Consider the following 22,434-nt stretch of genomic DNA (forward strand, 5'->3'; position numbering starts at 1 on the left):
GGACCGTAGCAGGACGACGAGAGGCCATCCGCACCGAGGCCTACCCAGGCTAACAGGGGTGTAACAGCGATCGCATGGCGGGTGCGCGGATCCAGCGGGTCGAGTGGCTTACCGAAGATCAACTGCCACATCCTGTTGAAAGTGGCCATGGCGTCTCCCGGCAGATCAATCCGCGGCGATGTCGTCGCCAGTGGCAGCGCCGACGCTCTGCGGTATCGGCGAAGCACGTGTTCGGGGGTATCGAATCCCCTCACGGGCAATGTAGTTCAGTTCCGTTGCGTATGCCAGCCGGCATTAGCCGTTCCTGAGGAAGCCAACGATTTGAAAAGAAGTTCACCGTCGCCACTGGTCCGAAGCGCCCCTTACCTATCGAGGCACAGCAGTCCGCAAATCACTGTGGAGATTGGCAGTTGATGCCCGGCCTCCGAGCCTTATTCGAGCCGGGAGTCAGCGAAATAGACGTGAACGCCGAAGAGTGTAATGAGCTTCGAGGCCGGGTGACTAGCGCGGCACAGGCACGAAGAGCTGATCGCTGCCGTGATCCGCAGAGTGGACCCGACGTCGGCGATTCAGGATCCAAACGTCACCCGCAGAACTTCAGCAGAATCTGACGAAAAATCTTGGCCGGTGGATCACGCATTGCTTTTTACGTAGAGAAGGCTTCGGCAGTGGGCCGTCGTGCGCTTCCTCGCCTGTCGTACCGGACACCGATCAAATCTGATCGGCCGCTCTGGATCTGCGTTCAGCCATCCCAGAGAAGTTCGTGCGACTTGCTTTTACTTGAACCGGCTCCGTTACGTCCGTGGGCGAATCTTGACTACAGTTGACGGCGCATCGAACCGCGCTGCTCCCGCTCCGCCACGCTCCGCTGCATCTTGTGCCTCGAAATCGGCAAAGAGTTGACATACGGCGTGCGGGCCGGCGCAGGCGCGAAGTCGCTCCCGGAATCGTTGATCGCAAAAGCGCTCAGCCACTTCAGCGAGTAAGTGCAGATGCGTCATGTTCGCCCATTCCGGCACGAACAGCACAACCAGGTCGGTCACAAGCTCGCCGTCCGGCGCATCGAACGGAATTGGCTTGACAGGACGTACATACAGCACCAGGGCACCCTGCAGTCCCTTGATCTGGCCATGAGGCACGGCCACGCCCTGGCCTAACGCAGTCGAGCCCAAAGCTTCCCGGGCGGCGAGACCGGCCGTCACGGCCGCTGTCTCCAGGCCATAGCGTTGCTCGAGTAGTTGCGCAAGACGCGCGAAAAGCGATTCACGATCAGCAACCGCGAGATTGAGCAATACATGATTCTCGGTCAGCAGATGAGCGATCGTATCCTCGTCCGGGGAGCCGCCCTTGCGCCTGCCATGAATATCGGCACGCGGCGACTCGGGGCGTTGCATCAGCTTGCTCCACCTGTCGGTGGGTGTATCCGGCACTTCCAGCAATTGCGCAATCTCCGCGGTCGGCGCCAGATGCGACACCCGCTGCATCGCCTCCTTCAACGCCGACTTCGGCAGGTAGAGTATGAGCCGCACCCGATCCGTTCCGTGCAGAGGCGTCATGCGGATCGTCCACGACTGGCCGGCGCAGTCGCGGATCAACGCCAGACGCAACGGCATCGCTTGCTGTGCGTCGAGCGTGATGCGCATGACAACATCGCGGCCAGCAGGCGGCTGGGAAGCGCGATGAGATCCAATGTGCCTCAGATCAAACAGGGCTTTCAGATCTCCAAGAGAGTGCTTCATGTTGTTCCTCGATTTGCCGTTCCCGTCTCTGTTCTATGCGGTAGTTTTGGCAACGATTACGCAGGCGGCCCATACCGGTGGCGCAACTCGAGATTAATCTCGAGCACGTTGACAAGAGGCTCGCCAACCAGCCCTGCAAACGGCGCGCGCGCAGTGTCGTGCAACATTGCGCCGATTTCCGCGCGTAACCCGGCAGGATCGCGCTTCGTATCCTTCGCCCACGCTGCCGCGACGCGATCGAGCTGATACATCGCATTGGCGAGCGTGATGTCAGGATCAAGTCCCGATCCTGACGTGGTGACGAAATCACCCGGCACGTCCTGCAGAGCGACATCGGGATGATCCTGCCGCCACATATCGAAGAACATCGCCTGAATGTCCGTGCCCTCCTTCACCGGTTCGATGGCGGTCACACTCTTGCCATCGCTGCCCGTGCGGGTCACGGCCGAAGGGAACATCCCCGGATGCTCGCCCGAGAACGACACGAAGAACGGCACGGCGAGATCCGGCGCCTTCGGTTGTGGCGTGCCGGGATTCGCCGCGATCCACTGTTTCACCTCCTGCGCATGTCGCTTCGCCCAGTCGTCCACATACTTCGCGTGCGACGGATCCGCGTTGACCCACGCCTGCGCGAGGCTGTTGTGCGCGTCGGCCCACTGCGCGACGATATGCGGCTTGCCACCCGCGTGATCGGCCTGGAACCAGGCTTCGACGTCGGGCGCGACAAGTTGCCCCGCCTTGGGCCCTTGCGCATAGCGGGCAATCGGACCGAGCACGCGCGCAACCCGGTCGCGCAACGCGTAGTTCGCGGCACCCAACGTCGATGAACCGGAGGCCGATGCATCGTACGAGACCGCCGATGGCCGCGACTGGAAATATTCATCCTTCGTGAACGGCTGGGCGATCAGTAGCGAGCCAACCGGCTTGCCGTCCGGTCCATCCACGATGCTGCCGTTCGCCTGAAACCGGAACGCCGTTTGGCCGATCACCCACAGGATGCCGGGATAGATACCGCACACCAGCACCACCGCGAATCCCAGCAGCCAGATACTCTTCGAAACATAGCGCAGCATGGTGTCCCCCTTCCGGTCCGATCGCTGCGCACGTCACGCTACGAGCCGCAATCCGACCATCACAATATCGATCAGCTTGATCCCGACAAACGGCACGATCACGCCACCCAGCCCCCAGATCAGCAGATTGCGGCGCAACAGCGCGTCTGCACCGAGCGCCCGGTACTTCACGCCCTTCAGCGCCACAGGAATCAGCAACGGAATGATCAGTGCATTGAAGATCACCGCCGACAGGATGGCCGAGGTCGGCGAATGCAGATGCATCACATCCATCGCAGCAAGCCACGGCAGCGTACCGGCGAAGAGCGCCGGGACGATCGCGAAGTATTTCGCCACGTCGTTGGCAATCGAAAACGTGGTCAGTGCGCCACGCGTCATCAGCAACTGTTTGCCGATCTCGATCACTTCGATCAGCTTGGTCGGATCGCTGTCGAGGTCGACCATGTTGCCGGCCTCTTTGGCTGCCTGCGTGCCCGAGTTCATCGCGAGACCGACGTCGGCCTGAGCGAGCGCCGGCGCATCGTTGGTCCCGTCACCCATCATCGCGACGAGCTTGCCTTCGCCCTGTTCCTTGCGCAAATAGACGAGCTTGGCTTCTGGCGTGGCCTGGGCGATGAACTCGTCGACGCCCGCGAGCCGCGCAATCGTCGCGGCCGTCAATTCGTTATCGCCGGTCACCATCACCGTATGCAGGCCCATCTTGCGCAGGTGCTGGATGCGCTCACGAATGCCGGGCTTGAGGACATCTTCCAGCAGCACGACGCCCGCAATCTCATTGCCGTTGGCAACGACGATCGGCGTCGCCCCCTGCTCACCAGCCTGCCGCAGGATCCCATCGAGGCCATAGGGCACTTCGCCCCCACGCTCGCGAACCCAGGCGACGATCGCGTCGGGCGCGCCCTTGCGCAACATTCGCCCGTCAGGCATGTCGATGCCGCTCATGCGGCTCTGTGCGCTGAAGGGGATGACCTTTGGTTCGTTGTCTGCGTTGTCAGTACCGTGAACCTCTGTGTATGGCGCAAGCGGCGAAGAGATCGACACGATGCTCTTGCCTTCCGGCGTTTGATCTCCGTACGATGCCAGCGCGGCGAGCCGCTTCAACTCACCTTCGTCGGCGGCTCCGACGGGCATGAAGGCCGTCGCGCGGCGATTGCCGATCGTGATCGTGCCCGTCTTGTCGAGCACGACCGTGTCGATATCACCCGCGACTTCCACGGCCTTGCCGCTCTTGGCGATGATGTTCGCGCGCAAGGCGCGGTCCATGCCCGCAATGCCGATCGCCGCGAGCAGTGCGCCGATCGTCGTCGGAATCAGACACACGAGAAGCGCGACCAGCGTGGGGACATCCGTGCCGAGGCTATGCAGCGGCTCCGACAGACCCAGGTAGCTGGTCATGTACTGCTCGGCATTGAGCGCCATCGGCCACAGCGGCACGACGACGATCAGAAAGATCAGCGTGAAGGCCGACAACACGAGCGCCAGAGCGATTTCGTTCGGGGTGCGTTGCCGCACCGCGCCTTCGACCAGCGCGATCATCCGGTCGAGGAAGGTCTCGCCGGGATCGGCCGACACCCGCACCGTGATCTCATCGGACAGCACGGTCGTGCCGCCCGTCACACCCGAGCGGTCGCCGCCCGCGTCGCGGATCACCGGTGCCGATTCACCCGTGATGGCGGATTCGTCGACGGAGGCCGTGCCTTCGATGACCTCGCCGTCGCCTGGTATCACCTCGCCGGCCCGCACTATGACGACATCGCCGCGCTGCAGCTTGATGGAAGACACGGTTTCAAACGTGCCATCGGCGCGCAGACGGTTGGCCACCGTATCGTGCCGTGCGCGCCGCAAAGCATCGGCTTGTGCCTTGCCGCGCTCCTCGGCAATCGCAGTCGCAAAGTTCGCGAACACGACGGTGAGCAACAGCCAGGCGAACAGCGCGATGAAATAGGTCAGCGGTGCCACGCTGTGCGCGATACCGAACGCGATCTCGAGGATGAAAACAAAAGTCAGCACCGCGCCGATCTCGACGACGAACATCACCGGGTTTTTCCACTGGATGTCCGGCCTCAATGCGATCAGCGATTGTCTGAACGCCATGGCCAGCAGTTCGCGGTTGAACAGCTGATCGGTCGGCTTGCGAGGCGGCCGTGGGCCACTCGCAATGGGTGGCACCGACTGGGGCGCAACTTGGGTCGAGTTCATGATGAACGTTCCTATTTATGCTGACGTGACGTACGTGCGTGCGTGCACTATCCGCCGAACGGAATCGGTCCGAGATGATTGGCAAGCGGTCCGAGCGCCGCGGCTGGCAGGAACAGCAACGCGCCGACGATGACGATCGTGCCGAGCAGCAGGAAGCCGAATGTCGCGGTGTTGTCGCGCATCGTGCCAAGCGTGGCAGGTGCGACCTTCTTGCGCCCAAGAAAGGCGGCCATCGCAATCGGCGCGACGATCGGCAGGTAGCGCGAAAACAGCATGACGAGACCGGTCGCCGTGTCCCACTGCACGGCGGTGGGCGCGGGATTCGGATTGGCATTGAATCCGTAGTTCGTCGACAGGCCATCAAACGCCGAGCCGTTGTTCGCGGACGCGGACGAGAACTGATAGGTGATTTCGGTGAAACCATGCGCGCCCGGATTCGCTTCGGCCTTCGTGCCCCAGTCGGTCGCCGAGAAGAGCCCCGTCGGACCTAGAATCAGGATCGGATGCACGAGCAGCGCGATCATCGCCAGCTTCATTTCGCGCGCGCCGACCTTGCGCCCGAGATACTCGGGCGTGCGCCCCACCATCTGCCCGGCGAGGAAAACGCCGACGATCAGGAACAGCAGCAGATTGATCATGCCGACGCCTTTGCCGCCGAACACGCAGTTCAGCCACATGCCGATCAGCGGCGACAGTCCGGCGAGCGGATTCAGGCTGTCATGCTCGGCGTTGACCGCGCCGCAGGTCACATCCGTCGTGATCGCCGCGAACGTCGCTCCTGCCGATGTGCCGAAGCGCAACTCCTTGCCTTCGAGATTGCCGAGATGCTGCTCGACGGGCAGTCCCGCCACCGGCGGTATGGTCAGCGTCCGGTTCGTACCTGCCAGCGTGTAGGTTCGCGCAACCGCATGCGCGGTGAACGCGGGATTAGGCTGCAACGTGTCCCAGTAAATCGCCCAGCCGATGAGCCCGACCATCATGGCCAGCATCACACAGTAGATCACGACCGCGTGACGCAGACGCGCGAGCATCCGTCCGTACATCAGCACCAGCGAGAACGGAAAGATCATCATCGCGAGCGTCGTCACGAAGTTCGACAGCGCCGTTGGGTTTTCATACGGGTGGGCACTGTTCATGCCGTAAAAGCCGCCGCCGTTGGTCCCGAGCATCTTGATCGGAATCACGGCCGCCACTGGACCGACGATCAGCGTCTGCTGCTTCGGCTGGCCGTTCTCTGCCGTGCCCATTGCCGCCGGCTCGAGCGTGGTCACCTGCTCGGCGCTCGCGTACGTCATCGGCATGCCTTCGTGGATGAAGATCGTCCCGACGACGAGCGCAATCGGCACGAACATGTAGACCACGACGCGCCACATGTCGACGAAGAAATTACCCAATAGACGTTCCCCGCGCAGTGCGCGGATGATCGCAGTCAGTGCGCACAGTCCCACGGCGGCCGACAGGAACATGTTCGGCAGGATGAAGAAAATCTGGCTGAAGTTCGAGAAATGCTGATCGCCCGAATAGTGCTGCAGGTTCGTGTTGGTCATGAACGAGATGACCGTATTGAAGATCGTCGAAGGCGCGAGCATACCGCGTCCAAGCGGATTGAGCGGCATCAGCGGTTGCAGCGACAGCACCACGAAACCGAACACGAACAGCGCAACGTTGAAAATCAGCAGCGCAATGGTGTACTGCTTCCAGTCCTGCGCGCCACTGTCGAGCCTCGCTTCGAACCAGCGCAAAAAGCGCGGCGCACGATAGTGCCCGTCCATGATCCACGTCATGTAACGGCTAAGCGGTATCGATACGGCAATCGCCGTGACGAGAATAAGCAGCGGCAGGGTCCACATGGGCCACCCCCACGGAAGCGGAATAAAGGTCGTGCGTGTCGTGTGCGCCGGTCAGAACCACTCTGGCCGGATCAGTGCAACGAACAGGTACACGAACGTCAATGCGGATATCGCAGCAGCAAGCCAGGCCATGACGGTTTCCTCAGATGCGATCGCACGCATCGACAAACAGCAGACACAACACGAGGCTCAAGAGCCCGAGCCCGAACATGAGCGGCAGCCAGACCAGCAGGTTCATGGCATGACTCCTTGTCAGAATTTCATTGCAATACCGATCCTCACCGTGTCACGCACGGTGTGCCCGCCTTTCCCGGCGGGTTCGCTACAGGTATAGAACGGCCAAAATAAAAATGGTGTAAATCCGGGGGGCTGCGAACATTTCGAACCGATAGACGTGGCGCCTCGCCACACTCTTTACGACATTTTTTCTTGTGGCATGCGCGGGGCCAACCCTAGACTGCGAACAAGCAACAAGAATCCGGAGAGATGTCATGTCGAGGCCACGTACGACCGGCGCTAAACACCTACCCCTCGCTCACATCAAACGGGGTATTCGCGATGTGGTGCTGAGACGCTTCGATCCGTCGCGCGACTCGTACGCTCAGCTCACCACGATGCTGCATCGTGCGTTTGCGCGTCTCGGCACGATGGGGCTGAACTGCACCTGTGTGGATCAGGATGTGGCCGTCACCGCGCGGCGCGCGCAGGCGGGGGACTGCTTCGTGGTGGTCAGCGACGAGAAGGTGATCGGCACCATGACGCTGTATGCACCCGACAGCGAATCGGCCTGCGAACATTACCATCGGCACGACGTCGCGACGATCCGGCAACTGGCCGTCGATCCGTCGTGGCACAACCGCGGCATTGGCAAATCCCTGCTGGCATTCGCCGAACACTGGGCCGCGACGCGCGGCTACTCGGAACTCGCCCTCGACACACCATATCCGGCAGCGCACCTGGTCGCCTTCTATCGCCGCCAGAGGTTTCGCATTGTCGACGCGGTGCATTTCGCCGGAAAGGTCTACGAGAGCGCGATTCTCAGCAAGGCGCCCGTGGTTGCGCGAACACTGGCCGCGTGGACGCATCAGATCGCGCTGCCTGACGCACGCTTCGTCCGCTTTGCCGCCTGAAGTGCAACCGTATGCATGAACCTCCACGACGCGACGGCAATCGAGGGCCGGACGATCCGCAGGACAGCGTTCGCCTGAAGACGGCGATGCGTGCGCGCGGCTGGCGCAAGCTCGTGCTGCTGACCGTCGCGGCCAATCAGGTGTTGACCACCGCCTTCGTGTACGTTGCGCAGCAGGTCGATCCCGGCCTGACGATGATGGACACGCTGATCTTCAGCTGTGTGACGTGCGGGCTTGTCAGCTACTGGCTTCGGACCGATGCGCATCGTGCGTGGTGCAACGCAGTGGCGAAAGGCTATGTCGGGCCGCGCCATGGCGCCGACGACGGGGACGTGCTGAAGATCGCCGGGAAATGTCCCCGACGCTGGCTCGTTGTGTTGCACATTGAACTGAATCCGGAACTCGCAGGAACCACCTGACTCAACAAACAACGCTCTCCAATCCTGCATTGACGAGATTTTTACGCGGCGCACTGAGGTCTTTCCATCGAATTGACATTTCACGAGCTGAAATACAGATGGAACACCGCTTTTCGATCTGCGGTAGCTGCGGGAGGGAGCATGGTTGCAAGTGCCGGTTTTCAGATTGGTCTGTTCCTGGCCGTCCTGATCGCACTCGTGAAGCCGCTCGGGCTTTACATGGCGCGCGCGGCCGACGGCGAAGCACCGTTGCTTTCCCGGTTTGGACGGCCGGTCGAGCGGCTGATCTATCGCGCCGCCGGCATCGATCCGCAGGCCGAGATGGGCTGGCAGACCTACGCGATTGCGCTGCTTCTCGTGAACGCCGTGGGCCTGCTCTTCCTGTATGCGCTGCAACGCGTGCAGCAGTGGCTACCGTTCAATCCCCAGGCGCTGCCGGCCGTGAGCCCGGATTCCGCATTCAACACGGCTGTGAGCTTCGTGACGAATACGAGCTGGCAGGGCTACTCAGGTGAAGCAACATTGAGCTACCTGAGCCAGATGCTCGGCATTACCGTGCAAAGCTTCCTCTCCGCCGCGAGCGGCATGGCCGTGATGTTCGCGCTGATGCGGGGGCTCGCGAGGCGTGGCGCGCAGACCGTCGGCAATCTGTGGGTGGATCTGACCCGCTCCACGCTCTATGTGCTGTTGCCGCTTTCGGCCGCGTTCGCACTGGCCTTCATCGGGCAAGGCGTGATCCAGAACTTCGACGCGTCTCGCGAAGTTCACACGTTGCAGGCCGTCACGTGGCAGCAGCCCAAACTGGATGCGCAGGGCCAGCCCATGCACGACGCTGCGGGCAACGTGCTGCAGCAGTCCATCACATCGCAACAACAACTGCTGCCGATGGGCCCCGTCGCCTCGCAGGAATCGATCAAGCTGTTGAGCGGCGATGGCGGCGGCTTCTACAACGCAAATTCCGCGCATCCCTACGAAAACCCCACCCCGTTCAGCAACTTTCTGCAGATGCTTGCGATCCTGCTGATTCCGGCCGCGCTGTGCTACACATTTGGTGTGGTGGTCGGCGACCGGCGGCAAGGCTGGGCGCTGCTTGCCGCGATGAGCGCGATGTTCGTGGTCGCCGCTGCGATTACGATTCACGCAGAACAGCATGGCGTCACGCACCTTTTCGCGCCGGGAGCCGGTGCGACACAAAGTGCCGTCATTCAGGGCGGCAACATGGAAGGCAAGGAGCAACGTTTCGGCGTCGTGACGTCGGCGCTTTACGCTACCGTGACGACGAGCGGAGGCGATGGCGCCGTCAATGCGATGCACGACTCGTTTACGCCGGTTGGCGGACTCGTGCCCATGGTGCTGATGCAGACGGGCGAAGTCGTGTTCGGCGGACCGGGCTCGGGTCTCTTCAGCATGGTCGTCTATGCGATCCTGGCCGTCTTCGTTGCTGGACTGATGATCGGGCGTGCACCGGAATATCTCGGCAAGAAAATCGACGCATTCGAGATGAAGATGGTCGCCGTGGCGCTTCTCGCGACGCCGCTGCTTGTGCTCGTCGGCACTGCGATTTCCGTGCTGGTACCGGCTGGAGTCGCGGGTATTGCAAATCCCGGTGCGCACGGGTTCAGCGAAATTCTCTATGCGTTTTCTTCAGCGGCGAACAACAACGGTAGCGCGTTCGCGGGCCTGTCTGCCAATACCCCGTACTACAACTGGATGCTCGCCATCGCGATGTGGTTCGGCCGGTTCGCCGTGATCGTCCCGGTGCTGGCGATTGCCGGGTCGCTCGCGGGCAAACTGCGGCGCGCGGCGGGTCCGGGCACGCTGCCGACGCACACCGGCCTGTTCGTCGGGCTGCTGGTTGGCACGGTCGTCATGGTTGCCTCACTGACTTACCTGCCAGCGCTCGCGCTGGGACCCATTGCGGAACAGTTGAGCATGGTGCTCACCCACTAGCGTAGGGATTCGCGTCTGGCGCGTGCCATATCCAATCACAGAAACCGTCCAATTGCGCCGTTCACATGTCTTTAACTGGAGGACGCTGCGCGACGACGTGGGTGGAGATAACACAAAGCCCAATGCCCGACGTCTGGAATCGCGTTAGTTGCGTTTGCCAGTTGCTCGTTAAACGGTTCACTTACTCATGCCCCACGGGGCAGTTTGAAACCGGAAAAATTGCCGTTGTCAGCACTTCGGATCGACCACTCCTTCGAATTTACACATTTTTTACTTCGCCTCGCCTAGTTTTGACAGTGGCAATTCTCGTTGCCTTCCGGCTGTGCCGGGTCAGTTACGGAGAACGAAGATGGACGTGATCTATATCGCCGGCATCGTTGTCTTCTGCGGACTTTGCCTCGCGCTCGCCAACGGCTGCGAAAGACTGCGCCGCCGCGTATCGGGACGGCCATGAGCGCATGGATGATCTGGCTCGCCGCTGCTTCGACGCTTCTGTTGTTTGTCTACCTCGTGTACGCCCTGCTGCGTGCGGAGGATCTCGAATGAACGCCCATAACACCCTCTATCTGGCACTCTTCATCGTGGTGCTGATCGCGGTCGCGATACCGCTTGGCCGTTACATGACCGCCGTGCTTGACGGCTCATCGGTCGTTGTACGCAGGATCGGGCGACCGGTGGAACAACTACTTTACCGGCTTGCAGGAGTTGATCCCAACGCTGAAATGTCGTGGAAAGAGTACGCATTCGCGGTACTGATTTTCAATGCGCTTGGCACGCTCGCCGTGTACGGCTTTCTTCGGCTGCAACAATGGCTGCCGGCCAACCCGCAGGGTTTTGGTCCGATGACGCCGGACGCCGCTTTCAACACCGCAGTGAGTTTCGCGACCAATACGAACTGGCAAAACTATACGCCGGAATCCACGGTCAGCTACCTCACCCAGATGGCGGCACTCACCGTGCAGAACTTCCTTTCCGCGGCGACGGGTATTGCCGTGGCCATTGCGCTGATACGGGGTTTTGCCCGTCACACCGTGAAGACGATCGGCAATTTCTGGGTCGATCTGACACGGACCACACTGTTCATCCTGATACCGATTTCATTCGTGATAGCGCTGGTGTTCATCAGCCAGGGGGCGATCCAGAATTTCAGGTCGTACGTCGATGTGCCGACGGTTCAGGTCACGACCTACCAGGTGCCGAAGACCGACTCCCAAGGCAATGCTGTCAAGGACGCGAAGGGCAGTCCTGTCATGCAGGATGTGAAGGCCGACAAACAGACCATTGCCATGGGTCCGCTGGCGTCGCAGGAAGCCATCAAGATGCTGGGCACCAACGGTGGCGGATTCTTTAATGCAAATTCCGCTCATCCCTATGAGAACCCGACGCCGCTGGCCAATTTTGTTCAGATGGTGGCGATGCTGGGCATTGGCGCCGCCTTATGCATCGTGTTTGGCAGAACGGTCGGGGACAGCCGGCAGGGCTATGCGGTACTCGCCGCAATGACCATCGCGTTCGTGATCGCGTGCTGGGGCGAAATCAGCTTTGAACAGTCCGGTAATCCCCTGTTCGCGTCGTTGCACGTCGATCAAAGCTCTTCTGCGATGCAGCCGGGCGGCAACATGGAAGGCAAGGAAACGCGCTTCGGCATCGCCGATTCTGGCATCTTCACGGTTGCCACCACCTCCGCATCGTGCGGCGCGGTCAACAACGCGCACGACTCACTGACGCCCATGGGCGGCTTCGTGCCGCTCCTGATGATGCAACTGGGCGAAGTGGTTTTCGGCGGCGTGGGGTCGGGCCTCTACGGGATGCTCGTCTTTGCGCTGCTGGGGGTATTCATCGCCGGGCTGATGATCGGGAGAACGCCCGAATACATCGGCAAGAAGATCGAATCCTATGAGATGAAGATGGTGGCAATCGCGATACTCGTCATGCCGATGATCGTGCTGACCGGTACGTCGATCGGTGTGCTGTCTCCGCTCGGCACTGCCGGCATCGCCAACCCGGGGGCACACGGGTTCTCGGAGATCCTCTACGCGTTCACGTCGGCCACCAACAACAACGGCAGTGCGTTCGCGGGACTCTCTGTCAATACACCGTTCTATAACATGCTGCTGGCTATCGCGATGTGGCTGGGCCGATTCGTTCCGGTAGTCGCAGTCCTCGCGATTGCCGGGTCCCTTGCGGAAAAGAAACGCATTGCGACCACGGAAGGCACGCTGCCCACGCATGGACCGCTGTTCGTCGTGCTGCTGCTCGGCTCCGTGTTGCTGATCGGTGCGCTCACCTTCGTGCCCGCGCTTGCACTGGGCCCGGTCGTCGAACATCTGTCGATGATTTCAGGTCACTGAATTCGAGGAAAGCATGACCACTTCCATTGAACCGCCTGTCCATCGTCCCGACAACCTTGGCCAGGCACGTACCGCCGCGCGCTCGATGTTCGACCCGGCGCTCGTGAAACCTGCGATTGTCGATTCGTTCAAAAAGCTGACGCCACGCACGCAGTTGCGCAATCCCGTGATGTTCTGCGTGTATGTGGGCAGCATTCTGACGACCATCCTCTGGTTTGCCGCGCTCGCCGGGCAGGCCGAGGCGCCGGCCGGATTTATCCTCGCCATTACGTTGTGGCTGTGGTTCACGGTGCTGTTTGCAAACTTCGCCGAGGCACTTGCGGAAGGACGCTCGAAAGCGCAGGCGGCGTCGCTGCGAAGTGCGAAGCACAACGTGATGGCCAAGAAACTCAACGAGCCGCATCCGAAAGCGGCCGTGCGCGTCATGGCATCGACCGATCTGCGCAAGGACGATGTCGTGCTGGTCGAGACCGGAGACACGATTCCTGCTGACGGCGAAGTCATCGAGGGGGTCGCGTCAGTCGACGAGTCGGCCATCACGGGCGAATCGGCGCCCGTGATCCGGGAGTCTGGCGGCGACTTTTCATCGGTGACGGGCGGCACGCGCGTCCTGTCGGACTGGATCGTGGTGCGGGTCACCGTCAACCCCGGCGAAGCTTTTCTCGACCGCATGATCGCCATGGTCGAAGGAGCCAAGCGTCAGAAGACCCCGAACGAGATCGCGCTGACGATCCTGCTGGTGGCGCTGACGCTCGTGCTGCTGTTCGCCACCGCGACGCTGCTGCCGTTTTCGATGTTCTCGGTCGAAGCCGCGAAAGCGGGTCATGTGGTGACGATCACCGCACTTGTCGCCTTGCTCGTCTGTCTGATCCCGACCACGATTGGCGGTTTGCTGTCGGCGATTGGTGTCGCGGGGATGAGCCGGATGATGCAGGCGAACGTGATCGCGACGTCGGGGCGTGCGGTCGAGGCCGCCGGCGACGTCGACGTCCTGCTGCTCGACAAGACCGGCACGATCACGCTCGGCAACCGCCAGGCGTCTACCTTCATACCGGCACCCGGCGTGTCGGAGCACGATCTCGCCGATGCGTCGCAACTCGCCTCGCTCGCCGACGAGACGCCGGAAGGCCGTAGCATCTCCGTGCTGGCGAAGCAACGCTTCAATATCCGCGAGCGCGACATGGCGTCGCTGCACGCGACGTTCCTCGCATTTACTGCACAAACGCGGATGAGCGGAGTCGATCTGCCGAACCGGGAAATCCGCAAGGGCGCATCGGAAGCAGTGAAACAGTATGTCGAGGCGAACGGTGGCCGTTATCCGGCGGAAGTCAACACCGCGGTGACCGATGTCGCACGGCGCGGCAGTACACCGCTCGTTGTGGCCGACAAGCCAGGTGGCCACGACAGCCAGGATAGCGGTCCGGCACGCGTGCTTGGCGTGATCGAACTGAAGGATATCGTCAAGGGCGGTATCAAGGAGCGTTTTGCGGAACTGCGCAAGATGGGCATCAAGACCGTGATGATCACGGGCGACAACCGGCTGACGGCTGCGGCGATTGCAGCTGAAGCCGGCGTCGACGACTTCCTCGCCGAAGCGACGCCCGAGGCCAAGCTGAGGATGATCCGGGAGCACCAGGGCGAGGGACGGCTCGTTGCGATGACCGGTGACGGCACCAACGATGCCCCCGCGCTTGCGCAGGCCGATGTCGCAGTGGCGATGAACTCCGGCACCCAGGCAGCCAAGGAAGCCGGCAACATGGTCGACCTCGACTCCAATCCGACCAAGCTGATCGAAATCGTCGAGATCGGCAAACAGATGCTGATGACGCGCGGATCGCTGACGACGTTCTCGATCGCCAATGACGTCGCGAAGTACTTTGCGATCATTCCGGCCGCGTTCGCTTCGACCTACCCGCAACTGCGCGTACTGGATGTCATGCGTCTTACGTCCCCGTCGTCGGCGATCCTGTCGGCGGTAATTTTCAATGCGCTGATCATTGTGTTCCTGATCCCGCTTGCGCTCAAGGGCGTCAGATATCGTGCGCTGGGTGCCGCGGCGCTGCTGCGGCGCAATCTGCTGATCTATGGGCTGGGAGGCATTATCCTGCCCTTCCCGTTCATCAAGCTGATCGACATGGTGCTGGCCGCATTTGGGTGGGTCTGACGCGTCCGGAATACTGTGACTGTCTGACACCCCGCATCGTGATCTGGCTGAATGGAAAGAACGGTTGAGTACACGACCATGAAGAATTCATTGCGCCCCGTGCTGGTTCTCTTTGTGATCCTGACGGTGATCACGGGCATCGTCTATCCGCTGGTCGTAACGGCGATCGGCCACGCGCTGTTTCCGCATCAGGCCAGCGGCAGTCTCATCGAGAAGGACGGCAAGGCAGTCGGCTCCGAAATCATCGGCCAGCAGTTCGATGCGCCCTATTACTTCTGGGGACGGTTGTCGGCCACGACACCGAACCCGTACAACGCGCAAAACTCGGGCGGCTCGAACCTCGGCGTCACCAACCCGGCGCTCGCCGATGAAGTAAAGGGACGCCTCGCAGCGCTACACGACGCCGATCCCTCGAATACTGCGCCTGTGCCTGTCGATCTGGTCACGTCATCGGGCAGCGGCCTTGATCCGGATATATCACCGGCTGCTGCCGCGTATCAGGCGGCTCGCGTTGCAAAGGCGCGCGGGCTGTCTGAGCAGCAGATCAACGAACTGATCACACAGAACACGTCGGGGCGGCAACTTGGCGTATTGGGCGAGCGTCGCGTGAACGTGCTGAAACTCAACCTCGCGCTCGACCAGGTCAAGCCGATGCATTGAGTTTCCCCTGGCCGACAGCGCACGGCATATAGCAAACGTATGAACCTCGACGACATGATGACGGGATAACCCGCAGGGGGTGTGATGAACCGGCCTGATCCCGACGAACTGCTGGACCGCATCCAGCGCGATGAAGAAAAAAGCCAGCGCGGCCGGCTCAAGGTGTTCTTTGGCGCATCGGCCGGAGTCGGCAAGACGTTTGCGATGTTGCAGGCTGCCAGATACCGCAAGGAGGAAGGCGTCGATGTCGTCGTCGGAATCGTCGAAACACATGGACGCAAGGAAACGCTCGCACTGATCGAGGGGCTCGAGGTCATTGCGCCCGGGCGGATCGAATATCGCGGGCGGCTGCTTGCCGAGTTCGATCTCGACGCAGCACTCGCGCGCAAGCCGCAGCTGATTCTCGTCGACGAGCTGGCGCATTCGAATGTCCAGGGCAGCCGGCATCTGAAGCGCTGGCAGGATGTGCATGAACTGCTCGACGCCGGCATCGACGTATATACGACCGTCAATGTCCAGCATCTCGAGAGCCTGAACGATGTGGTCGGTCAGATCACCGGCATCCGCGTGTGGGAAACGGTACCCGACCGTGTGTTCGATCTCGCCGACGAAGTGACACTGGTCGACCTGCCGCCAGAGGAACTGCTCGATCGGATGCGTGATGGCAAGGTCTATATGCCGCAGCAGGCGGAGCATGCCGTCCGTAATTTCTTTCGCAAGGGCAATCTGATCGCGCTGCGCGAACTCGCGTTGCGTCGCACCGCCGACCGTGTGGATGCGCAGATGCGCGAGTATCGTGCCGATCAGTCGATCGAGCGAATCTGGCAGGCGCGCGAGCGCATTATCGTGTGCGTCGGTGCCGGTCCGGACAGCAGCAATCTCGTACGTGCGGCAGCTCGCCTGGCATCGAACCTGAAGGCTGACTGGCTGGCAGTCTATGTCGAGACGCCGAAGCTTCAGCGGCTTCCTGACGCAATACGTGGACGTACGCTCGACGCGCTCAAGCTTGCAGCTGATCTCGGCGCGGAAACCGTCACGTTGCAGGGTGAGCATGTCGAACAGACGCTGATCGCCTATGCGCGCATGCGCAATGTGTCGAAGCTCGTCGTGGGCGCCGCCGTGTTGCGCGGATGGCGCGGATGGCTGGGACGGTCCACGACCGAGCGTCTGATCCGCGCCGCCGGGGATATTGATATCTCGCTTATCAATTCAGGTTCAGCGCGTGAATCCGCCGCGCCTCGCGGCGCGGCGGGCAGCTTTGTTGCGCCGGCTGAAGATCGACGCGGTTTCCCGCTGGTTTCCTATGGGTACGCGGTGGCGATCTGCGCGGTGATTACTGCTCTCGCCACTGTGCTGGTGGACAGGATCGCGCTGGCAAATCTCGTCATGCTGTACCTGCTTGGCACGATCTTTACGGCAGTGCGCCTGGGCCGTGGACCGGGCGTGCTGCTTTCGTTTCTTGGCGTGGCCGCGTTTGACTTCTTTTTCGTGCCACCGCGGCTTTCGTTTTCCGTATCGGACACACAGTATCTGTTGACGTTCGCGGTGATGCTTCTGACATCGCTCACGATCAGCCATCTGACGTCCAGTCTGCGGCGACAGGCTCACGTCGCAACGATCCGCGAGCGCCGGACCGACGCGATGTTCGCGATGACGCGCGAGCTTGGCGCAGCCCTCACCACCGCCCTGATCCTGGAGATCGGCACGCGCCATGTCGCCGAGGTCTTTCAGGCGCGCGTCGCGATCCTCCTGCCCGATAGCGCCGAAAAGGTGCGACAGAAGGTCGAAAATCCGGACCCCGCTGTCACACTCGGCGAAGGGGAACTCGATTGTGATATCGCGCAGTGGGTTTATGACCAGCAGAAGCCGGCCGGCCACGGAACAGAGACGCTGCCAGCGGCCGCAGCGCTGTACCTGCCGCTGCGCGCGCCGATGCGTACACGCGGCGTCCTCGCGCTGCTATCCGCAGGGATGGGAGAATTTGCAACACCGGAACAGCGCCGCATGCTCGACACGTTTGCGGCCCAGATCGCGCTCGCGCTCGAGCGTGTTCATTATGTCGAGATCGCGCAGGACGCGCTGATCAGCATGGAGTCGGAACGTCTGCGCAATTCACTGCTGTCCGCGATCTCGCACGATTTGCGTACACCGTTGACCGCGATCGTGGGCTTCGCCTCTTTGCTGGCAGAACCGGGCCACGTTGAGAAAGCCGGGCAGCCGGCTGCCAATGAACTTGGCGAGGCAATCTATGACGAGGCGATGCGGATGACGGCCATTGTGACCAACCTGCTCGACATGGTCCGTCTGCAGGCAGGCAGCATGCGCTTGAACCGCCAATGGTCGTCGCTCGAAGAAATGATCGGCGCCGCGCTGGGAGCTTCACGCCGTCTGCTCTCCGGGCGCAAGGTACACACACATGTACCACCCGATCTGCCGCTGGTCCAGCTCGATGCCGTGCTGATGGAACGACTCCTCGCCAACCTCCTCGACAATGCCGCGAAATACACACCCGCCGGGTCACCCATCACCATCAATGCAGCCGCCGTCGAGGAGAATGGCCATCGTTATGTGAGAGTCAATGTGGAAGACAGCGGACCGGGGCTCCCCGCCGGCATGGAATCCCGCGTATTCGACAAGTTCACCCGCGGTGAAAAAGAATCGGCGTTGCCCGGCATAGGGCTGGGTCTTGCGATTTGCCGCGCCATCGTCGAGGCGCATGGAGGAAAAATTGGCGCGGCAAATCGCACCGATCCGAACGGAATCGTGCTCGGCGCCTGTTTCTGGTTCAAGTTGCCGGCTGACGAGACCCCGCCGGCAGAACCCGGGGACGCCGATGTGCTCAGCGAAGGCACGTCACAGGAACGTTCGAAAGACGAACCCGGCGATACCATGAATCGCACTCAGGCGTCATGAGCGATCCGATCGTTACTGTTCTCCTGATTGAGAGCGACAGGCATTTGCGCCGATATGTGCGAACCTCGCTGGAACGTGAGGCGATGCGCGTTGTGGATGCCGGCACAGGACAGCAGGGCATAGCCATGACGGCGAGCGCCAGACCAGATCTGGTCATCGTCGATCCCGGCCTGGAGGATCTCGACGGGCTCGACGTAATCCGTCAGGTGCGTGAATGGTCCGACGTGCCGATCATCGTCCTTTCGGATTGTGACGGGGACGAAAGAAAGGTCGCCGCGCTCGACGGCGGGGCAGACGATTATCTGACAAAACCCTTCAGCATAGTCGAGCTGGAAGCGCGTATTCGTGCCCTGCTGCGCAGATATAACCGGTGCGTAGTGGCGGAGTCAGCCAAGGTATCGTTCGGTTCAGTCACGGTCGACCTGGAAGCCCGGTTGGTACGGTGCGGCCATGAGGGCGTCCATTTGACGCCGGTCGAGTACCGGCTGCTCGTTGCGCTCGTGCGTCACGCCGGCTGCGTGATGACCCATCACCAGCTTCTGCAGGAGGTCTGGGGGCCTTCTCATGCGGAAAACGCGCATTATCTGCGGATCTACATGGCTCACCTTCGGCAAAAGCTCGAGCGTAACCCCGCGAAGCCCGAGCACCTGGTGACTGAGACCGGGATCGGGTATCGCCTGATCGTGTGAGCGGCGACGCTGCGCCCGGGTGCACTGCACGTTGCCATCGGACGAACATACGCTGGCCCGCGCCTTGAGTCGCCAACGACCGATTGTCGAAGGTTATCGTCGGAACAATCAGCATGATCTCAGTCCGGGCTGGCCATGGCTTCTATGTTGATGACATTTTTACGCATTGCCCCAATGCTTTTACAGTGTTTGGGTCATGCGCGTGCTTCAATCAAGGGTAGTTACGTTTGACAAGTGGATTGGAGGCCTGCTTTGCTGAAACTGCTTATTCCCGTGCTAGGTGCCCGAGAGGCGACCGAAGCGGCTCGTCATGGAGCGTTCCTGTTTGCTGAAAAATGCGTGTCCGAGGTCGAAATCATCGAAGTGCTCGATGACCTGGCACAAGGCCGCGTAGGCGCGTTTCATTCGCGCTCTGCGTTGCATAGATCTGAGAAGGAGCGAGCACGGGATGCATTGAGTCAAACATGCGCGGTCCTCGATGACGCCGGTGTGCCATATACCTGGAAGCGTGTTTTCGGTCCACCGGAGCGGACCATCGCGCAGTACGCGGTCAAAGATCATGCCGACATCGTAGTGCTCGATGCGAGCCATCTTGGTTTCTTTCACCGATGGGCCGTGCTCGCAAGGCTGTGGCGCTGGTCTTCGATACCAGTCACGATGCTGCACTGACTCGATACTGCGCTCCCGGGTCCCTATATGATTCGCAATCGCCGTAGAAGTGCCGTCATCGTCGTACCCTGGACGAAGACTGAGAAGGCCACCACGGCAAAGCACACCGTCACGATTTCTTCGCGACGAGGCACGTCGGGCGATAGTCCCATTGCGAGAGCCAACGCCAGAGCGCCACGAAGCCCTCCCCAGAACAGTATATGTTGATGTCGCATCTCTATTCGCAGTGACGAGCGTGAAAAAAGCCCACAACACAGGTACACAGCTACGGCGCGCGCCAGCATCACGACCATCACGGCGATGCCAATCGACACCCAGACCGTGTCGTAGTTCCGACGAGCCTGCTGAATTCCAATAAAGAGAAAAATGAACGAATTGGCGGCAAACACCGCGTACTCAAGTACGGTCTCAACGGCCTCCCGTCCTCTCTCCGTCATCGGATCGACCGCGTTGCGGCTGCCCATCACCAGCCCCGCGATCAGCGTCGCCAGCACGCCAGACAGGTGCAGGTTTTCTGCCAGCAGAAACGAGCCATAAGCCGCGATCATTGCAAACGTAATCTCGACGAGATGGTCGTCGGCGCGGTGAAGCAGCGACAGCACGACGTTGCCGATCAGCCAACCGCAAAAGACCGAACCAAGAATGACCACGCCCGAAATCTTGAGCACGGTGATCAGGTCAACTTGCGCGCCGGCGACAAACGCCAGCGTGATCCGGAAGGCCGCCGCTGCGGTGCCGTCATTGAAGAGGCTCTCCGCTTCCATCAGATGCCTGAAGCGGCCCGCTACACCGGTGTCCTTGAACATTGCAAGGACGGATACCGGATCTGTGGCGGCAATCAACGTACCGAAAATCAACCCGCTGATCCATTCCCAATGCAACAGGTAGTGCATACCCGTGGCGGTCACGCCAGCCGACAGGAGGACCCCGAGGATGGCCAATGTCTGGACCACGGCGAAATCTCTGCGTACTTCGCCCCACCGCATGTGAAACGCCGCCTCAAAAATGAGCGGTGGCAACAGTACGTTGTAGATGAAATCCTTGTTGAGGGGAATCTCGGGAAATCGGGAAGATGCCAGAAAGGAGAAGCTGATTCCAGCGATAACCAGTCCAACGCTATACGGCATATGCAAGCGTCGCACGAGCATTGCGACCAACGCCGAAACGAGCAACAGCAGTTCGAAGAGCCCGACGTTGAAGTCCATTCGAACGGTTCCGATAAAGAAAGAGAGCTGTGTCGCGGCTTCGTCGAAGTGAGGTGACTATTTCAGCTCGGCCATGCTTTGCCGATGCGTCTTTCAGTCCCGTCGTTGCAGTCTCTTCTTCGAGTGCGATTGCCACCCGGTGCGAGAGCACGCGGCGGCTTATATATTCCGAGCACAGTGTAGTCGCCACGAGAAACGTTTCGGTCTAACAGTGCGTCGAAACCATCAGTCATCGCCTGCGGACGTCATATCCGGATACCCGAGCGCCGGGCCGCAGGGAAAACAGCCGACTTCTTACGGATACTCATATTAGTCCAGATATCTTCCACGAGGTAATAATAGTCGACATCCCATGGAGTGGCGTTGCAACACCTTGTTTTTTCACAGATGGGCAGTGCTTGCAAAGCTATGGCACCTGTCTTCAATGCCCGTCACGATGCTCCACTGACTTTCACACAACGACGTTGCAGAGACCCGATTCACGCGGCTGCGCCGCAAACGGGCTCCGCCAACGTACCTGCCGTAACCTTCAGCGGATTCAAATGGGCTCGCCGGTCGCGTCCAGCCCGGCGAGACGATATCCGACCTGCAATTCGGTGATCAGGAATTTCGGTCGCGCCGGATCATCCTCGAGTTTCTGCCGCATGCCAACCATATACGTGCGCAGGTATTGCGGGCGATCCACATAGGAGGGGCCCCACACTTCCAGTAGCAACTGCCGATACGTGAGCACCTTGCCATAGCCGCGAATGAGCGCGGCGAGCAGCCGGAACTCGGTGGGCGTGAGATGCACCGGCGCACCCGCGCGCGTCACTTCGTAGGTCGCGAGATTCACACGAATGTCGCCAAACTGCACGGTCGAGTCTCCCGTACCGGCGCCGCCCACGAAGCTCGCGCGCCGCAACTGCGCTTTCACGCGCGCGATCAGTTCGGGCACGCCGAAGGGCTTGGTCAGGTAATCGTCAGCACCCAGATTGAGCGCTTCGACCTTCTCGCTCTCGCGATCGCGCGCGGACAGCACCACCACCGGCATACGCGACCAACCGCGCAGATCGCGTATGAGCGTCTTGCCATCCTCGTCGGGCAATCCGAGGTCCACGATCACGAGGTCGGGCTGGCGCGTGCTGCACTCCACGCGGCCTTGCGCGGCAGTGCTTGCTTCGAACACGGTCATGCCTTCGCGTTCGAGTGACATACGCACGAAGCGCCGGATGTCTGCCTCGTCTTCCACGATCAGTACACGTGGCTTGTTCATGCAGCGGGTTCCTCGAAAAGTTTGGGCGGGGCGCTCACGGGCAGGGTGATCGTAAAGCGCGCGCCTTGGGGTTCCCGATTCTCGCACTCGATCACGCCGCCGTGGGCCTCGGTGACCAGCGGATGTAATGACTGATCGATCGGACGTGGAACATGAAGCGACATGGTT

The 22,434-nt window shown here is 61.0% G+C and carries 18 protein-coding genes; 10 read left to right on the top strand and 8 right to left on the bottom strand.

Annotated features, from left to right (window positions below; genetic code table 11):
* Positions 1–794: 794 nt before the first annotated feature.
* Genes AB3X86_RS35755 through kdpF (AB3X86_RS35775) form a run of 5 tightly spaced genes read right to left on the bottom strand, consistent with a single transcriptional unit; the run spans position 795 to position 7,023 of the window.
* Positions 795–1,739, bottom strand: coding sequence for a PTS sugar transporter subunit IIA (locus AB3X86_RS35755; protein WP_368599594.1), 945 nt, complete (start codon positions 1,737–1,739; stop codon positions 795–797).
* Positions 1,740–1,795: 56 nt separating this feature from the next.
* Positions 1,796–2,812, bottom strand: coding sequence for a potassium-transporting ATPase subunit C (locus AB3X86_RS35760; protein ID WP_368599595.1), 1,017 nt, complete (start codon positions 2,810–2,812; stop codon positions 1,796–1,798).
* Positions 2,813–2,845: 33 nt separating this feature from the next.
* Positions 2,846–5,011 (bottom strand): potassium-transporting ATPase subunit KdpB, encoded by a 2,166-nt coding sequence (gene kdpB, locus AB3X86_RS35765; RefSeq protein WP_368599596.1) that lies wholly within the window; start codon positions 5,009–5,011, stop codon positions 2,846–2,848.
* A gap of 47 nt (positions 5,012–5,058) precedes the next feature.
* Positions 5,059–6,861, bottom strand: coding sequence for a potassium-transporting ATPase subunit KdpA (gene kdpA / locus AB3X86_RS35770; protein ID WP_368599597.1), 1,803 nt, complete (start codon positions 6,859–6,861; stop codon positions 5,059–5,061).
* A 51-nt stretch (positions 6,862–6,912) separates the two neighbouring features.
* Complete coding sequence (gene kdpF, locus AB3X86_RS35775; protein ID WP_368599598.1) at positions 6,913–7,023, bottom strand: K(+)-transporting ATPase subunit F; 111 nt, start codon at positions 7,021–7,023, stop codon at positions 6,913–6,915.
* 329 nt (positions 7,024–7,352) lie between these two features.
* Between kdpF (AB3X86_RS35775) and AB3X86_RS35780 the strand changes: the two genes are divergently transcribed.
* From AB3X86_RS35780 to AB3X86_RS35825, 10 genes are all read left to right on the top strand, one after another.
* Positions 7,353–7,991: a GNAT family N-acetyltransferase gene (locus tag AB3X86_RS35780; RefSeq protein ID WP_368599599.1), complete on the top strand. Its 639-nt coding sequence runs from the start codon at positions 7,353–7,355 to the stop codon at positions 7,989–7,991.
* Between the two features lie 11 nt (positions 7,992–8,002).
* Positions 8,003–8,410, top strand: a complete 408-nt coding sequence (locus tag AB3X86_RS35785) for a hypothetical protein (protein WP_368599600.1) — start codon at positions 8,003–8,005, stop codon at positions 8,408–8,410.
* 141 nt (positions 8,411–8,551) lie between these two features.
* Complete coding sequence (gene kdpA / locus AB3X86_RS35790) at positions 8,552–10,360, top strand: potassium-transporting ATPase subunit KdpA (protein ID WP_368599601.1); 1,809 nt, start codon at positions 8,552–8,554, stop codon at positions 10,358–10,360.
* Positions 10,361–10,810: 450 nt separating this feature from the next.
* Positions 10,811–10,906, top strand: a complete 96-nt coding sequence (gene kdpF, locus AB3X86_RS35795; protein WP_309766957.1) for a K(+)-transporting ATPase subunit F — start codon at positions 10,811–10,813, stop codon at positions 10,904–10,906.
* Positions 10,903–12,711 carry a potassium-transporting ATPase subunit KdpA gene (gene kdpA / locus AB3X86_RS35800; RefSeq protein WP_368599614.1) on the top strand — a complete coding sequence of 603 codons (1,809 nt, stop codon included), beginning with the start codon at positions 10,903–10,905 and terminating at the stop codon, positions 12,709–12,711. Before kdpF (AB3X86_RS35795) ends, kdpA (AB3X86_RS35800) begins: the two co-directional genes overlap by 4 nt.
* Before the next feature lie 85 nt (positions 12,712–12,796).
* Complete coding sequence (gene kdpB / locus AB3X86_RS35805) at positions 12,797–14,875, top strand: potassium-transporting ATPase subunit KdpB (protein ID WP_368599615.1); 2,079 nt, start codon at positions 12,797–12,799, stop codon at positions 14,873–14,875.
* Between the two features lie 78 nt (positions 14,876–14,953).
* Positions 14,954–15,535, top strand: a complete 582-nt coding sequence (gene kdpC / locus AB3X86_RS35810; RefSeq protein ID WP_368599602.1) for a potassium-transporting ATPase subunit KdpC — start codon at positions 14,954–14,956, stop codon at positions 15,533–15,535.
* A gap of 84 nt (positions 15,536–15,619) precedes the next feature.
* On the top strand, positions 15,620–18,448 hold the full coding sequence (locus AB3X86_RS35815) for a DUF4118 domain-containing protein (RefSeq protein ID WP_368599603.1): 2,829 nt from the start codon (positions 15,620–15,622) through the stop codon (positions 18,446–18,448).
* Positions 18,445–19,137 (top strand): response regulator, encoded by a 693-nt coding sequence (locus tag AB3X86_RS35820; protein WP_368599604.1) that lies wholly within the window; start codon positions 18,445–18,447, stop codon positions 19,135–19,137. Before AB3X86_RS35815 ends, AB3X86_RS35820 begins: the two co-directional genes overlap by 4 nt.
* A 252-nt stretch (positions 19,138–19,389) precedes the next feature.
* Positions 19,390–19,806, top strand: a complete 417-nt coding sequence (locus AB3X86_RS35825; protein ID WP_368599605.1) for a universal stress protein — start codon at positions 19,390–19,392, stop codon at positions 19,804–19,806.
* A gap of 23 nt (positions 19,807–19,829) precedes the next feature.
* Here the strand turns inward: AB3X86_RS35825 and AB3X86_RS35830 are convergent, their stop codons facing one another.
* The 3 genes from AB3X86_RS35830 to AB3X86_RS35840 form a co-directional block, all read right to left on the bottom strand.
* Positions 19,830–21,011, bottom strand: a complete 1,182-nt coding sequence (locus tag AB3X86_RS35830) for a cation:proton antiporter (protein WP_368599606.1) — start codon at positions 21,009–21,011, stop codon at positions 19,830–19,832.
* Positions 21,012–21,549: 538 nt separating this feature from the next.
* Entirely contained in the window at positions 21,550–22,266 is a 717-nt protein-coding gene (locus tag AB3X86_RS35835; protein WP_368599607.1) for a response regulator, read from the bottom strand.
* Positions 22,263–22,430 carry a hypothetical protein gene (locus AB3X86_RS35840; protein ID WP_368599608.1) on the bottom strand — a complete coding sequence of 56 codons (168 nt, stop codon included), beginning with the start codon at positions 22,428–22,430 and terminating at the stop codon, positions 22,263–22,265. The genes AB3X86_RS35835 and AB3X86_RS35840 overlap by 4 nt, the downstream gene beginning before the upstream one ends.
* Positions 22,431–22,434: the final 4 nt, after the last annotated feature.

Source organism: Paraburkholderia sp. BR14374 (genome assembly GCF_040948685.1).
Taxonomy (GTDB): domain Bacteria; phylum Pseudomonadota; class Gammaproteobacteria; order Burkholderiales; family Burkholderiaceae; genus Paraburkholderia; species Paraburkholderia youngii.